Annotated in this window: 13 protein-coding genes; 6 read left to right on the top strand and 7 right to left on the bottom strand. The window is 72.5% G+C overall.

The window, feature by feature from the left end; genetic code table 11:
- Nucleotides 1-17 precede the first annotated feature (17 nt).
- Together AC3IYI_RS22720 and AC3IYI_RS22715 are read right to left on the bottom strand one after the other, a co-directional pair.
- A complete protein-coding gene (locus AC3IYI_RS22720) occupies nt 18-1370 on the bottom strand; it encodes a PH domain-containing protein (RefSeq protein WP_489405504.1) in 1353 nt (450 codons plus the stop codon).
- Nucleotides 1367-1858 carry a PH domain-containing protein gene (locus AC3IYI_RS22715; RefSeq protein ID WP_489405503.1) on the bottom strand — a complete coding sequence of 164 codons (492 nt, stop codon included), beginning with the start codon at nt 1856-1858 and terminating at the stop codon, nt 1367-1369. Before AC3IYI_RS22715 ends, AC3IYI_RS22720 begins: the two co-directional genes overlap by 4 nt.
- Before the next feature lie 124 nt (nt 1859-1982).
- On the opposite strand from AC3IYI_RS22715, the gene AC3IYI_RS22710 reads away from it, so the two are divergent.
- From AC3IYI_RS22710 to AC3IYI_RS22695, 4 genes are all read left to right on the top strand, one after another.
- Nucleotides 1983-3125: an NADH-quinone oxidoreductase subunit D gene (locus tag AC3IYI_RS22710; protein ID WP_489405502.1), complete on the top strand. Its 1143-nt coding sequence runs from the start codon at nt 1983-1985 to the stop codon at nt 3123-3125.
- A 207-nt stretch (nt 3126-3332) separates the two neighbouring features.
- Nucleotides 3333-4235: an arylamine N-acetyltransferase family protein gene (locus AC3IYI_RS22705; protein WP_489405501.1), complete on the top strand. Its 903-nt coding sequence runs from the start codon at nt 3333-3335 to the stop codon at nt 4233-4235.
- A gap of 52 nt (nt 4236-4287) precedes the next feature.
- On the top strand, nt 4288-4506 hold the full coding sequence (locus AC3IYI_RS22700) for a hypothetical protein (RefSeq protein WP_489405500.1): 219 nt from the start codon (nt 4288-4290) through the stop codon (nt 4504-4506).
- 106 nt (nt 4507-4612) lie between these two features.
- Nucleotides 4613-5890 (top strand): alpha/beta hydrolase family protein, encoded by a 1278-nt coding sequence (locus tag AC3IYI_RS22695; protein ID WP_489405499.1) that lies wholly within the window; start codon nt 4613-4615, stop codon nt 5888-5890.
- On the opposite strand, the gene AC3IYI_RS22690 is transcribed toward AC3IYI_RS22695, so the two are convergent.
- The 4 genes from AC3IYI_RS22690 to AC3IYI_RS22675 all read right to left on the bottom strand — a co-directional run bounded on the left by AC3IYI_RS22690 (nt 5887) and on the right by AC3IYI_RS22675 (nt 9540).
- Nucleotides 5887-7014 carry a hypothetical protein gene (locus tag AC3IYI_RS22690; protein WP_489405498.1) on the bottom strand — a complete coding sequence of 376 codons (1128 nt, stop codon included), beginning with the start codon at nt 7012-7014 and terminating at the stop codon, nt 5887-5889. The genes AC3IYI_RS22695 and AC3IYI_RS22690 overlap by 4 nt on opposite strands.
- A gap of 97 nt (nt 7015-7111) precedes the next feature.
- Nucleotides 7112-8104, bottom strand: a complete 993-nt coding sequence (locus tag AC3IYI_RS22685) for an ABC transporter substrate-binding protein (protein ID WP_489405497.1) — start codon at nt 8102-8104, stop codon at nt 7112-7114.
- A 45-nt stretch (nt 8105-8149) separates the two neighbouring features.
- The gene (locus AC3IYI_RS22680; protein WP_489405496.1) at nt 8150-8815 is read right to left on the bottom strand and encodes an ABC transporter permease; all 666 of its coding nucleotides are present in this window, start codon (nt 8813-8815) and stop codon (nt 8150-8152) included.
- Nucleotides 8815-9540 carry an ABC transporter permease gene (locus AC3IYI_RS22675; RefSeq protein ID WP_489405495.1) on the bottom strand — a complete coding sequence of 242 codons (726 nt, stop codon included), beginning with the start codon at nt 9538-9540 and terminating at the stop codon, nt 8815-8817. The genes AC3IYI_RS22680 and AC3IYI_RS22675 overlap by 1 nt, the downstream gene beginning before the upstream one ends.
- Nucleotides 9541-9673: 133 nt before the next feature.
- Here AC3IYI_RS22675 and AC3IYI_RS22670 point away from each other — a divergent pair, with 133 nt between their 5' ends.
- A complete protein-coding gene (locus tag AC3IYI_RS22670; RefSeq protein WP_489405494.1) occupies nt 9674-10663 on the top strand; it encodes an ABC transporter ATP-binding protein in 990 nt (329 codons plus the stop codon).
- Nucleotides 10664-10695: 32 nt separating this feature from the next.
- Here the strand turns inward: AC3IYI_RS22670 and AC3IYI_RS22665 are convergent, their stop codons facing one another.
- Complete coding sequence (locus AC3IYI_RS22665) at nt 10696-11802, bottom strand: alpha/beta hydrolase (protein WP_489405493.1); 1107 nt, start codon at nt 11800-11802, stop codon at nt 10696-10698.
- Between the two features lie 152 nt (nt 11803-11954).
- On the opposite strand from AC3IYI_RS22665, the gene AC3IYI_RS22660 reads away from it, so the two are divergent.
- Complete coding sequence (locus AC3IYI_RS22660; protein WP_489405492.1) at nt 11955-13814, top strand: phosphatidylglycerol lysyltransferase domain-containing protein; 1860 nt, start codon at nt 11955-11957, stop codon at nt 13812-13814.
- Nucleotides 13815-13964: the final 150 nt, after the last annotated feature.

The following is a 13964-nucleotide window of genomic DNA, read 5'->3' as shown; positions in this document are numbered from 1 at the left end:
GGCGGCCCGGACCGGCCTCAGGTCATCCAGCGGTCCGGGCGGGCCGCGGCCCGGGAGGTGCGGGAGCGGGCCGCCTGGGCGTGGAGCAGTTCGGCTGCCTGGGCCGCGCCGCGCAGGCGGGCCGTGACCGTACCGTTCGCGCCGGTGTCCACATGGACGTCGGCGAGGCCGCGGGCGCGCTGCCAGGGGCCCTGGGAGCGGCGCACGCTCTGCACCTTGGCGTGCGGGACGATCTCCGTGCGCCGGCACAGCCGGCCGTGGCGGGCGGCGAACACGTCCGCGGAGACGGCCAGGCCGTACCCCTTCCACCACACCGGGACCACCCAGCGCGACCCGCTCCGGGGCGAGGGCTCGAAGACGAGGCCCCCGAGGTCGACGCCGGGCAGCACCCGCTCGACGACGGCGTGGGCGTCGGCCAGGGTGGCCACCGGGACCAGGACGTCGTTCTTCGAGCCGGCCACCTCCAGCTCCACCCGGACCCAGCCGCGCCGGCGCCACAGCAGCGGCTCGACGATCCGTACGGTCTGCACGCGCCCCGGCGGCACCGTCTCGTGGGCGCGGTCGAGCATTCCGTGGTCGAGCCGGAGCCCGTCCGGGGACTCGGCGACCCGCCAGTCGTACTCGGCGAGGAACCGGCCGACGCTCGCCGCCCACATCGCGCCCAGGACCGGGAGCAGGGCGACGATCGCCACCCACGGGCTGGAGCTGAACCACCACACCAGCAGGGGGCCGACGATCCCGCCGGCGAGGATCGCCCAGGTGGTCAGGGTGAGCAGCAGGGACACCGCCAGATCGCGCGGCCCCACCCGGAGCAGCTCCCGCTCGGGAGCCTCGCCCAGGAGCGGTGCCTCGGCCGGGGTGAAACCGGCCGCGCGGGCCAGCAGCTCGGCGCGGAGCGAGACGGCGTCCTTCTCCGAGAGGAAGGCCAGCTCGTCCTTGGCCTCGGTGCCGATCACGTCGAGCCGCAGCTTGGCGACGCCCGCGATGCGGCCCAGCAGGGGGCGGGTGACGTCGACCGCCTGGATCCGGTCGAGGCGGATGTGCGCGGTGCGGCGGAAGAGGAGGCCGCTGCGGATGCGCAGTTCGGTGTCGGTGACGGCGTAGTGCGTGAACCACCAGCTGAGGAAGCCGTACATGCCGAAGACGAGGACCAGCGCGGCCAGCGCGAGGACCCGCAGGGCGGTGGAGACGGCCGACACCCACTCGGCGACGTTCTCGCCCTGCTGGGCGACGATGCCGATGGTCGCGGCGATCGGCACCCAGGCCCGGCGCAGCGGAGTGAGGACGTGCAGCCGCCGCTCCTGACCGGGCCCGTCCCCGGCACCGCCCCCGGCAACGGCACCGGCACCGGCTCCCGCCGACGGAGTCACAGGCCCGCCGACCTTGCCTCGCCGAGCTCCGTCAGCCGGTCGCGCAGCCGTTCCGCCTCCTCGGGCGCGAGTCCGGGGATCTTGGCGTCGGTCGCCGCCGCGGCCGTGTGGAGCTGTACGGAGGCCAGCCCGAAGCGGCGCTCCAGCGGGCCCGAGGTCACCTCCACCAGCTGCATCCGCCCGTACGGCACCACGGTCTGCTCCCGCCACATCACGCCCCGGCTGATCAGCAGGTCGTCCGCGCGCTCCGCGTACCGCCAGGACCGCCAGTTCCGTCCGAGCATCACCCAGCCCCAGGCCAGCACCACGAGCCAGAACCCGCCGACCGCCGCCCACCCCGGGCCGGCCGCCATCCCCAGGACGACGGCCGTCACCACCGTGAAGAGGGACATCCACAGCGCCAGCACCAGCCTGCGCAGAGTCAGCAGTCCTCCCGGCAGCCCCACCCACTCGGGCGGACCCGTCCCACCCTCTGTCCCCGTGTCCATCCCCCCACCCTAGGGCGGTGGCCCGTTCTCCGGGCAGGGCTCTGACCACCTGTCGGCCGACGCTCGCCGATCCGCAATCCGGACCGAGCTACAGGTCGCCCCCGCCGGCTGAGACAATGCCGCCATGACGGAGACCACGGTCGGCATCGGCGGCGCGGCGGAGAGCACCGACATGGTGCTCAACATCGGCCCCCAGCACCCTTCCACGCACGGCGTGCTGCGCCTGCGCCTCGTCCTGGACGGCGAGCGCATCGTCAGTGCCGAGCCGGTGGTCGGCTACATGCACCGCGGCGCGGAGAAGCTCTTCGAGGCCCGCGACTACCGCCAGATCGTGATGCTCGCGAACCGCCACGACTGGCTGTCCGCGTTCTCCAACGAGCTGGGCGTGGTCATGGCCGTCGAGCGGATGCTCGGCATGGAGGTGCCCGAGCGGGCCGTGTGGATGCGGACCCTGCTCGCCGAGCTGAACCGGGTCCTGAACCACCTGATGTTCCTCGGCTCGTACCCCCTGGAGCTGGGCGGCATCACCCCGATCTTCCACGCGTTCCGCGAGCGCGAGGAGCTCCAGGCCGTCATGGAGGAGATCTCCGGCGGCCGCATGCACTACATGTTCAACCGGGTCGGCGGCCTCAAGGAGGACCTCCCGGCCGGCTGGCTGGGCCGGGCCCGCGCCGCCATCGCCGACGTCAACACGCGCATGCACGTCTACGACGACCTGGTGCTCGGCAACGAGATCTTCCGCGCCCGCACCCGCGGCGTCGGCGTCCTGTCCGCCGAGGCCGTGCACGCGTACGGGGTATCCGGCCCGATCGCCCGCGCCTCCGGCGTCGACTTCGACCTGCGCCGCGACGAGCCGTACCTCGCCTACGGCGAGCTCCAGGACGTCCTGAAGGTCGTCACCCGCACCGAGGGAGACTGCCTGGCCCGCTTCGAGGTGCTGCTGGAGCAGACCCACAACGCGCTGGACATCGCGGTCGCCTGCCTGGACCGGATGGCGGAGCTGGCACCCGGCCCGATCAACCAGCGGCTGCCGAAGGTGCTGAAGGCGCCCGAGGGCGAGACGTACGCGTGGACCGAGAACCCCCTCGGCATCAACGGCTACTACCTGGTCTCCAAGGGCGAGAAGACCCCGTACCGGCTCAAGCTGCGCTCGGCGTCGTACAACAACATCCAGGCGCTCGCGGTCCTGCTCCCCGGGCAGCTCGTCGCGGACATGGTCGCGATCCTCGGCTCGCTGTTCTTCGTCGTCGGCGACATCGACAAGTGACCGGGCGCACGCGCACGGCCTAGGGCCTGTCGTCAAACTCCTGTCGTCGCCCGAAGGGCGGCCTCGCGGCGTCTGGTGCGTGCTCTCGGCGTGCCGGGCGGAAGCCCGCGTACTGGACGTACGTGGGCTTTCGCCCGGTGCGGCGAGAGTGCGTGCCAGACGTCGCGAGGCAGACAGGAGTTTGACGACAGGCCCTAGGGTGATCGCATGACCCCTGGCACCTCAGCAGGCTCTGCGTCCCCCGGCATATACGCCGCCTACCTGCGGCGACTCGGCATCGAGGAGCCCGGTGCGCCGTCCGTGGAGGGGTTGTTCGCCCTCCAGCGGGCGCACCTGGAGCGCGTCCCGTACGAGAACGTCGACATCCAGCTCGGCCGCGCCCCCGGCATCGACCCCGAGCTGTCGGCACGCCGCTTCGCCGCCGGGCGCGGCGGCTACTGCTTCCACCTCAACGGGGCCTTCGCGGCGCTCCTCGACCACCTCGGCTACGAGGTCACCCGCCATGTCGGCGGCGTGTACAAGGAGTCCCAGTCCGAAGCCGCCACCCAGGGCGTGAGCGGCGACCACCTGGCGCTGACCGTCCGCGTGCCGGGGTCCGGGTCCGGAGCCGCCGGCTCCTACTACGTGGACGCCGGGCTCGGCGACGGCCCGTACGAGCCGCTGCCGCTGCGCGAAGGCTCCTACCGGCAGGGGGCCTTCACCTACTCCCTTGAGCGACTGCCCGGAACGGGCTGGCTCTACCGCCACCCGGGCAGCTCCACCCCGCTCGTGAACTTCCGCGCCGAGCCCGCCGGGGCGGCGGGAGCGGCCGGCTTCGAGGCGGAGCACGTCCGGCTGTCGACCTCCGAGGACTCCGGTTTCGTACGCACCTTCGCGGCCCTGCGGCGCGACGCGGACGGCATCGACGCCCTGCGGGGGCGGGTGCTGAGCCGGACGGACCCGGTGAAGGGGAAGACGGAGCGGGTGCTCGACGGTCCGCAGGAGTTCTACGCCGCGCTGGAGGGCGTCTTCGGCCGCGCGCTCGACGACCTGACCCCGACCGACCGCACGGCCCTGTGGACCCGGGTGGACCGGGCCCACCAGAGCTGGGCCGCCACCCGGGGGGAATGACCCGGGAGCGGCCGGGCGGGCCGATGTCCGTGGGGCAGGGCAGACTTGGGGGATGCCGTCCCTTTCACCCCGCCGGGCCTGCCCCTCCTGCGGCCGCGACTGCGCCGTCACCGCCGGGCGGATCGCCCGCCACGACCCGCCGGCCGGGCGGGGCCGCGGGGACCTCGTCTCCTGCCCCGGCTCCCGGGCCCGCGTGACCCTCGGCGCCGCCGCCCCCACGCTGGACGGCTTCACCCTGTCCCCGCTGCCGGGCCAACTGCCGCTGTTCTAGGGCTGTTGCCCCGGCCCGGACAAGACGGGGAGCGGGGGGACAGCACCCGTACCCGGGGCGGGGTAGCCGGATGTCGGGGGCGGCCGGGGCTCCGTAGCTTCGGAGGATGACGACCCAGCAGAAGCAGAGCAGCAACCGTCACCGGCTCCGGCGCGGCGCCGCCGCCGTGGCCCTCGCGGCCGTCCTCGGCGGGCTCGCCGCACCCGTGGCGCTCGCCGCCCCGTCGGGACCCGCCACCGCCGCCTCCGCCGCCTCCGTCACGGCCGACGCCTCGCAGGGCCCGCGCGGGCAACTGATCTCGTTCACCCCGCTGGAGCGCCTGGCCCCCGCGGACGTCACCGCCCGCCTCGCGCCCCTCGGCTTCGACGCGTCGGGCGTCCGGTACGGGGTCGCCGCCTACCGGCTCACCTACGCCACCGTCGACCCGCAGGGCCGGCCGACCACCGCCACCGGCCTGCTCGTCCTCCCCCGAGGGGGCCCGCACCGGCTCGACCTGGTCTCCGACACCCACGGCACGCTCGTCCACCGCGACGACGCCCCCTCGGGAGGCGCGGGCTACAACCGGCTCACGCCCTACTTGCACGCCTCCGCCGGCCGCGCCGTCGCCGCCCCGGACTACCTGGGCCTGGGCGGCGGGCCCGGGGCCCATCCGTACATGGACACCCGGTCCTCGGTCACCGCCTCCGTGGACATGCTGAAGGCCGCCCGGACCGCGGCTGACCGGCTGGGCCGCCCCGTCACCCGGGACGTGTACGCCACCGGCTTCTCCCAGGGCGGCCAGGTGGCGATGGCGCTGGGCCGCGAACTGTCCCGCCCCGGCAGCGGATTCCGGCTGCGCGCCCTGGCGCCGATCGCCGGGGTCTACGACCTGAGCGGCTCCGAGCTGCCCGGCGCCATCGACGGACGGGTCGCACCGCGCAGCGCCGTCTTCTACCTCTCCTACTTCGTCACCGCGCAGAACCGGCTGCACCCGCTGTACGCGGACCCGGCCGAAGTGTTCCGCGCACCTTATGCACAGGCTGTGGAAAGCCTGTTCGACGGGAACCACCGGGAGGAAGACGTCGTGGCCGCGCTCCCCGCAACACCGCAGGAGCTGCTCACCCCGGAGTGGTACGAGAACGTCCGCGCCCCACGCGGGGCCCTGAAGGCGGCCGTGGAGGCCAACGACGACGTCTGCGACTGGAAGCCCGCCGCGCCGGTCCGCCTCTATGGCGGCTCGGCCGACACCGACGTCCCCTTCGACAACGCCCGTGCCTGTGCCGCCGATCTGGCCCGCCACGGGGTCCGGGCGAAGGTCATCGACCAGGGGGCGGACGCCGACCACTTCACGTCGGCGATCCGCTCGGCACCCCAGGCGGTCCGCTGGTTCGACTCGGTGCGCTAGGAAATCGCGGTGCGCAGCTGCACGACGTCGATCGGCTCGGTCTCGTCGTGAGCGGTGAGGTCGATGACCTGGCCCACGGCGGGGTGCTCTGCGGTGGCCGCCTCGACGGTGCCGACGAGGGCCGCCGGCTCCGCCCCGCTCCGGGCGGACTCCGCCTTGTGGAGCGCGAGGGCCTCCTCACCGACGACATCGGCGAGGTCCTCGTTCTGGACGGACTCGATGACCGCGCGGGCCTGCGCCGCGGTCTTGGTACCGAAGAAGTCGAAGCCGCCCTCGACGCGCGAGGTCGGCCGGCGGTGCGCGGCGTACGGGGCGACCGCGGCCGCGAGCCTGCGCGCGGGGACGGCGGCCGCCGGGCCCGTGGGCACCGGGCCGGTGAGCGCGGGGCGGGCGTGCGACTCCAGCTCTGCGGGCTTCGCCCGGGCGGCCGGTGCGGCGAAGGCCACCGGGAGGGCAGGTGCTGCCGGGGCGGCCGGGAGGGCGGGCGGGCCGCTCCGGGCCTCCGGGGCGGACCCGGCGGCCTTCGCCGCCTTGTCGGTCAGCGCCGCCAGCGCGGCGTGGGCGCGGGCGAAGCCCACCGAGGTGGCGGCTCCGGCGCTGGTGCGCTCCTCGGAGACCGCGGGAAGTTCCTTCGGACCCGCGGCGGCGGAAGCGGCCGGGGCCGGGGTCGCGGCCTCGATGGCCAGCAGCCGGCGTCCCTCCAGGGCGCTCGCCCGCTCGGTCTCGGCGGTGGCGTACCGGCGCAGCAGCGACGCGTGCTCCCCGCGCAGGCCCGCGAGTTCGACCCGCTTGGCGCGCAGCTTCGCGTCGAGCTTGCCGCGCAGCACCCGGGCCTCTTCGAGGTCGGATTCGAGCTCGGCTATCCGCTCCTCCGTGCGCCACTCGTCCTTGATCCGCTCGCGCCCGAGCTCGTTGACCCGGCGGCCGGCCGACAGGTCCCACGAGCGCATGACGACGGCGCCGGCCAGGCCGGCGGCCGCGGTGAGGGCCACGAGCAGGCGCAGCGCCATCGGTTCCGCGAGCAGCCAGGCGGCTCCGGCGCCGGCTACGGACACACCGGCGACGGCCGTCGGCGTGAGAAGCCGGTGAAGGGGTTCGGGATTGCGGTGGCGTCCACGGGGCATGGCCCGAAATTTACAGGGCGTGGACAGGATGTGGGGTAGCCGCCCGGGAATCTGTTCCCGAGCAGTTACCGCACTCGGCGCACGAAAGGCGCAACTCCTACTTCTTCAGCAGCCCTTTCGACTCCAGATAGGCCTTCGCGACATCCGCCGGCTTGGCGCGCTCGGCGTCGACCTTGCGGTTCAGCTCGATCAGGTCGGCCGTGGTGAGCGCCTTGGTGATCTTGTCGAGGGCGGCCGCGATCTCGGGGGCGCCGGCGTCCTTGGCGTTGACCACCGGGAGCACGTTGTCGGCGTTCTGGAGCTTCTTGTCGTCCTCCAGCAGGACCAGGCCGAAGCTGTCGAGGGTGGCGTCCGTGGTGGTGGTGAGGACGAGCTGGTCGGCGCCGTCCTTCACCGCCTGCTTGGCCTGCGGGGTTCCGACGCCCTTGGGGTCAATACCGGAAACATCGATTCCGTATGCCGACTTCAATCCGGGTGCGCAGAAGGGCCGCACCGCGCATTCGTCACCGGCCGCGATCTTCACCTTCAGACCGGACGTGCCCAGATCGGAAAGGGTCTTGAGATTGTTCTTCGCGGCGAATTCCTTGCTCACCGCGAAGGCGTTCTGGTCGACCGCCGAGCCCGCGGGCAGCGCCTCCAGCCCCAGCGGGGCCGCCAGCTTCTCCAGGGCCGCCACCGTCGCCGTCACGTCGCTCGACGCGACCGGCTTGTCCGTCGGCGCCTTGGAGCCGTTCACCTTGGCGTTGAGGAACTCCGCGAGGGTCGCCGCGTACTCCGGGACGACGTCGATCTCGCCCTTCTCCAGCGAGGGCTCGTACAGCTCGCGGTTGTTGACCGTGGTGATGGAGGTGCTGTAGCCGGCGTCCTTCAGGATCTGCGCGTACAGCTCGGCCAGCACGTTGGACTCGGTGAAGCCGGCGGCGCCGATCACCAGCTTGCCGCCCTTGCCGCCCTCGGACGACCCGGAGGCGGCGGCGGAGGAGCCCCCGTCCTTGGCCTTCTCCAGGCTGTCGCCGCCGCACGCGGCGAGCGATGCGGTCAGGGCGACGGCACCCAGGGCCGCGCCGAGGGCGCGCGTGGACTTGCTCATCTCAATCTCCTTCAAGGGGTGGACAACGGGTCGGGGCAGCGCCGCTCAGCGGGTGGCCGCGCCCGGCAGCAGCCGGTCGGCCGCCACCAGCGCGCCCTCCACGAGCAGGGCCAGGGCCGCGACCAGCAGGGCGCCCGCGACGACCTGCGGGGTGTTGTACGTGTTGAAGCCGGCGGTGATGATCCGGCCCAGGCCGCCCTGGCCGACCATGGCGGCGATGGTGGCCGTGGCGATGACCTGGACGGCTCCGGAGCGCAGCCCCGTCATCACCAGTCCGCGGGCGAGGGGCAGTTCCACCCGCCAGAAGAGCTGGCGGCCGGACATGCCCATGCCCCGCGCGGCCTCCACCACCGACCGGTCGACCTCGCGCATGCCGACGTAGGCGTTGGTCAGGAGCGGCGGGATCGCGAAGAGCACCAGCGCGGCGATGGTGGGCACGTACCCGGCACTGCGCAGCGGGGAGACCATGAACAGCGCCAGTACCGCGAAGACCGGGACGGCCCGCCCGATGTTGGAGACGTTGACGGCGAGGCCGCCGCCCTTGCCGAGGTGGCCCAGCCACAGTCCGACCGGGAGGGCCACCGCGCAGGCCAGCGCCAGGGCGATCCCGCTGACGTACACGTGCTCCCCGAGCCGGTGCCAGACCCCGCTCTCCCCGGACCAGTTGGCCCCGTCGGCCAGCCAGTCCCAGGCCTGTCCCAGCACTCCCATCAGACGGCTCCCGCGGTGACGTCGGCGCCGCGGGCGGCGCGCTTGGTGCGGGGCGCCCGGGTCGCACGGGTCCAGGGCGTCAGCAGTCGCTGGAGGGCGAGCAGAGCCAGGTCCAGGGCGAGCGCGAGGAGCACGCACAGGACCGAGGCGGTGAGCACCTGGGCCTTGAAGGAGCTGTTCACGGCGGGTGCGATGAGATTGCCGAGGCCGCCCTTGCCCACGATGGAGCCCACGGTCGTCAGCGCGACCGTGGAGACGGTCGCGATCCGTACGCCCGCGAGCAGCGCGGGCAGCGCGAGCGGCAGCTCGACCTGCCACAGCAGCCGGGCCGGGCCGTACCCCATCCCGCGCGCGGCTTCCCGTACCTCCTCGGGCACGGCTTCGAGACCGGCCAGCACGTTGCGCACGAGGATGGTCAGCGAATACAGCACCAGGCCGGTCACCACCAGCGCCGCCGAGAGCCCGAAGACCGGCAGCAGCAGGGAGAACATGGCGAGCGAGGGGACCGTATAGAGCAGGGTGGTGATGCCCAGCACGGGGGCCGCCCAGCGGCGGCCGCGGCGGGCCAGCAGCGCGAGCGGGACGGACACGGCTATGCCGATCAGCACCGACACGCCCGTGATCCACACGTGTTCGAGGGTGGCGTCGGTGAGCTCCTGGGAGCGCGACGTGACGTACTCCCAGCAGATCCAGTCGTTCGCCACCAGGCAGTTCTGCCCGGCCATCGCCCCTCACCCCCCGTCACCGACCGTACGTAGGAGCGACCATAACCCCCGGCACCGACAGTGGCCGGAATCCTTCGCACACGGGCAACACGCCCTTCACAAACGGACCCCGCGGGTAGGGAAAGATGGCCGGGTGATCCGATTCGAGCACGTGACCAAGCACTACCCCGACGGGACCACGGCCGTCGCAGACCTGTCCTTCGAGGTCGCCGAGGGCGAACTGGTCACCCTGGTGGGCCCGTCCGGCTGCGGCAAGACGACCACCATGAAAATGGTCAACCGGCTCATCGAACCGACCTCCGGCCGGATCCTCCTGAACGGCGAGGACATCGCCGCCGCCGACCCGGTCGAACTGCGCCGCCGCATCGGCTACGTCATCCAGCAGGTCGGGCTCTTCCCGCACAAGACGGTGCTGGAGAACACGGCCACCGTGCCGCAGCTCATCGGCACCCCGAAGGCCAAGGCCCGCGCGCGGGCCGCGGAGCTCCTCGACCTGGTCGGGCTGGACCCGGCGGTCTACGGGGGCCGCTACCCGGAGCAGCTCTCCGGCGGCCAGCGCCAGCGCGTCGGAGTGGCCCGGGCACTCGCCGCGGACCCGCCGGTACTGCTGATGGACGAGCCGTTCGGCGCGGTGGACCCGGTGGTGCGCGAGCGGCTGCAGAACGAGTTCCTGACGCTCCAGCAGACCGTGCGCAAAACGATCCTGCTGGTCACGCACGACCTGGAGGAGGCGGTCCGGCTCGGGGACCGCATCGCGGTCTACGGAGCGGGCACCATCGAGCAGTTCGCCCGCCCGGCGCAGGTGCTGGGCGCCCCGGCGACCGACTACGTGGCCGGCTTCGTCGGCGCCGACCGCGGGCTCAAGCGGCTCGCGGTCACCGCGGTGACACAGGCGGACCTGGCCGACCTTGCCGATCCGGCCGATCCGGCCTCCGCCGACGGAAGGGCCCCCACCGCCGGAGTGGCGCTGGGGGCCAGTCTGCGCGAGGCGCTCGCGCTGCTGCTCCAGGAGGACTCGGGGCGGATCGGGGTCACGGATCCCGGCTCCGGCGAGCTGATCGGCGTACTCACCCCGGAAGGGGTGCACCGGGCCCTGCGCCGGGCCCGGTTGCAGGAGGCCTGAGGCCTGCCCGACCCGGCCCGCTCCGGCGCCTCTTACGCCTGGATCCTGCCGCTCATCCACACCAGCATCGGCGGGATCTCGCGGCGCCAGGTGTTGAAGTTGTGGCCGCCGCTGTCGAGGATGATCGAGGAGACCCGGTCCGGGCCCTTGACCAGCTTGATGAACTTCTTCGTGCCGGCGAGGTTCGGCTCGCCCTTCTCGCTGCTGGTGACCAGGAACGACGTACCGGACGGCTGCTTGGCCTTCACCGACTCCAGCACGTTCGCGCGCGCCTTCAGCTTCGCGTCCCCGTGGAAGAGGTCACCGGTCGTCGGGTCGTCCGCGGCCTCGTAGTACGCGGACAGCCCCGCGGCGGCACCGAACGTCTTCGGGTAGTGCGCGGCGATCTTCAAGGCGCAGTAACCGCCCGTGGAGTTGCCGATGAAGCCCATGTTCTCGGGCTTCTCGCCGACCCGGAAGGTGCTCTGGATGGCGCGGGGAAGGTCCTGGCCGTAGAAGGTCTCGGTCTGCGGGCCACCGGGTATGTCCACGCACTCGGTGTCGCGCGAACCGGGGGTCGGACGGAGCATGACCAGGATCATCGGCTTCATCTTGCCCGTCTTGGCCTGCCTGAAGGCCGTCATCGGGTAGTCGAGCCCTTTGATCAGGTTCTCCGCCATGCCCGGGTAACCCGTGAGGACGATGGAGGCCGGGAAGTTCTGGTCCTTGTGCTGCGGCTGGAAGTACTCCGGCGGCAGCCACACGAAGCCGGTCGTTGTTATCTTCGACTTCTGGCCGGTTATCGCCACTTTCAGGATCTGCCCGCCGACGGGCGGCTTGGCGCCGCCGGGCACGTCGAGCTGCTGCTTGTCGACGACCTTGATGTCGGCACTGCTCATCGAATGGTCGACGACCTTGCCGATCGAGGTCTCCTGGCCGAAGAGGTCGGCCCAAGACCCGTAGAACAGGAACGACTTGTTCGCGCCGAGACCGATCGCCGCGAACAGCGCCAGCTGCGTCGCCAGCAGGAGGCCGATCCGGCCGAGGACCGAGCGCCAGGAGCGGCCCGAAAGCTTCGGCCAGAACCACACCGTGGCCGCGAACAGCAGCACACCGACAAGGACGGCCAGCGCCAGAACCGTATTACTGGTGAGACCCATGAGCAGTCAGTCGACTTTCTATGGCAGGACTAGATTTTTTCTCGAGGAAGAGTGAACCCGCTCCCCTTCGATGTCGTCCTAGTGGACGCACCACCCAACGAAGGCCCCAGCGGCCTTCGGCCACATGATCTCTCGCGGAGCAACGGGAAGCGATGTCTAGCAGGATAGATGGCGATAAGTCGGGACAGGTTCCGAAGCCTGTCAGCCGAATCCTCCGAGGCCCACGACCGGAGTCCGTCCCCGGCATCGTCGGCACCGCCGTCACGGTCGTCGGCCTGCTGGACATCGCCGCGGGAGTCTTCCCGCGCTTCCGGCACAGCCGCATCCACGCGGTCACCGAAGTGCTGCCCGGCTCCTTCGGCCCCTTCGCCGCCGCCCTGGCCCTCAGCGCCGGCGTCCTGCTCCTGCTGCTCGCCCACGGGCTCAAGCGCCGCAAGCGCCGTGCCTGGCGGGCCGCGGTGGTGCTGCTGCCGGCGGGCGCCGTCGCGCAGTTCACGTACCGCCACTCGGTCATCGGCGTGGTCATCGCGGCGGTGCTCCTGGCGCTCCTGCTGCGCCACCAGAGTGAATTCAAGGCGCTGCCCGACCCGCGCAGCCGCTGGAAGGCGCTCGCCAACTTCGTGCTGATGAGCGCGGGCTCCATCGGCCTCGGTCTGGTCATCGTCAACTCGCACCCCGGCCGCGTTGTAGGCAATCCGGGTGTTTATGAACAGATCAGCCACGTCGTCTACGGCCTCTTCGGCTTCGAGGGCCCCGTCGACTACGCCGGCCGGGTCTCCTGGACCGTCGGCTACTCGCTGGGCGCCCTCGGCATGCTGACCGCCGTCACCACCATCTACCTGGCCTTCCGCCCCGAGCACCCGGCCGCCCGGCTCACCGCCGACGACGAGGTCAAGCTCCGCGAGCTGCTCGCCCGGCACGGCGGCCGCGACTCGCTGGGCCACTTCGCGCTCCGCCGCGACAAGGCCGTCGTCTTCTCCCCCAGTGGCAAGGCCGCCGTCACCTACCGCGTCGTCTCCGGCGTGATGCTCGCCTCCGGCGACCCGGTCGGCGACGTCGAGGCCTGGCCCGGCGCCATCGAACGGTTCATGGAGGAGGCCAAGACCCACTCCTGGACCCCCGCCGTCATGGGCTGCAGCGAGACCGGCGGCGAGGTCTGGACCCGCGAGACCGGTCTCGACGCCCTGGAGCTCGGGGACGAGGCGATCGTCGACGTCAAAGACTTCTCCCTCTCGGGCCGGGCGATGCGCAACGTCCGGCAGATGGTGAAGCGCATCGAACGCAACGGCTACACCACCAAGGTCCGCCGGGTCAGCGAGCTGACCGAGACCGAGCTGGAGCAGGTGCGCGGCGCCGCCGATGCCTGGCGCGGCACCGACACCGAGCGCGGCTTCTCCATGGCGCTCGGCCGCGTCGGCGACCCCGGCGACGGCGACTGCTACATCGCCACCGCGCACCGCGTCGAGGAGGGCGACACCTCTCCCTTCGGCGACCTCAAAGCCGTCCTGCACTTCGTCCCGTGGGGCCGGGACGGCATGTCGCTGGAGCTGATGCGCCGCGACCGCGCCGCCGACCCCGGCATGAACGAGCTGCTGATCGTCGCCTCCCTGGAGGCCTGCCCGGCGCTCGGCATCGAGAAGGTCTCCCTGAACTTCGCGATGTTCCGCTCGGCCCTGGCCCGCGGCGAGAAGATCGGCGCCGGCCCGGTCCTGCGGATGTGGCGCAGCCTGCTGGTGTTCCTCTCGCGCTGGTTCCAGATCGAGTCGCTGTACAAGTTCAACGCGAAGTTCCGCCCCCGCTGGGAGCCCCGCTTCGTGGTCTTCCGCACCACCCGGGACCTGCCCCGCATCGGCTTCGCCGCGATGCAGGCCGAGGGCTTCGTCACCCTCGCCCTGCCCCGCCTGTTCGCCGGCCGCCGCCGCCCCAAGCCGGTCCGCACCTGCGCCCACCACCGCGTCGTCCACCCCGCAGCCCTCCCCGCCCAGCCAGAACGCGAGGCCCAGGCCGCCTGAGCCCCCGCCGCCAGGCCACATCCAGCCCCGCCGGCGTTCGGAGCCGAATCCAGCCCCGCCGGCGTTTGAGGCGCGGGGGTCCGGGGGCGGAGCCCCCGAGGGGGGTCCGGGGCGCAGCCCCGAAGGGGGTCCGGGGGCGGAGCCCCCGAG

This window comes from Streptomyces sp. GL_148 (assembly GCF_057834205.1).
The sequence above is the reverse complement of the archived record's forward strand: the minus strand, read 5'-3'. Positions and strand labels throughout refer to the sequence as shown.

Excerpts from the sequence above, each read along its gene's own strand:
- AC3IYI_RS22695 (WP_489405499.1), top strand. The coding sequence starts at position 4,613 with ATGACGACCCAGCAGAAGCAGAGCAGCAACCGTCACCGGCTCCGGCGC.
- AC3IYI_RS22675 (WP_489405495.1), bottom strand. The coding sequence starts at position 9,540 with ATGGCCGGGCAGAACTGCCTGGTGGCGAACGACTGGATCTGCTGGGAG.
- AC3IYI_RS22710 (WP_489405502.1), top strand. The coding sequence starts at position 1,983 with ATGACGGAGACCACGGTCGGCATCGGCGGCGCGGCGGAGAGCACCGAC.
- AC3IYI_RS22660 (WP_489405492.1), top strand. The coding sequence starts at position 11,955 with ATGTCTAGCAGGATAGATGGCGATAAGTCGGGACAGGTTCCGAAGCCT.
- AC3IYI_RS22715 (WP_489405503.1), bottom strand. The coding sequence starts at position 1,858 with ATGGACACGGGGACAGAGGGTGGGACGGGTCCGCCCGAGTGGGTGGGG.
- AC3IYI_RS22680 (WP_489405496.1), bottom strand. The coding sequence starts at position 8,815 with ATGGGAGTGCTGGGACAGGCCTGGGACTGGCTGGCCGACGGGGCCAAC.
- AC3IYI_RS22685 (WP_489405497.1), bottom strand. The coding sequence starts at position 8,104 with ATGAGCAAGTCCACGCGCGCCCTCGGCGCGGCCCTGGGTGCCGTCGCC.
- AC3IYI_RS22690 (WP_489405498.1), bottom strand. The coding sequence starts at position 7,014 with ATGCCCCGTGGACGCCACCGCAATCCCGAACCCCTTCACCGGCTTCTC.
- AC3IYI_RS22665 (WP_489405493.1), bottom strand. The coding sequence starts at position 11,802 with ATGGGTCTCACCAGTAATACGGTTCTGGCGCTGGCCGTCCTTGTCGGT.
- AC3IYI_RS22700 (WP_489405500.1), top strand. The coding sequence starts at position 4,288 with ATGCCGTCCCTTTCACCCCGCCGGGCCTGCCCCTCCTGCGGCCGCGAC.
- AC3IYI_RS22705 (WP_489405501.1), top strand. The coding sequence starts at position 3,333 with ATGACCCCTGGCACCTCAGCAGGCTCTGCGTCCCCCGGCATATACGCC.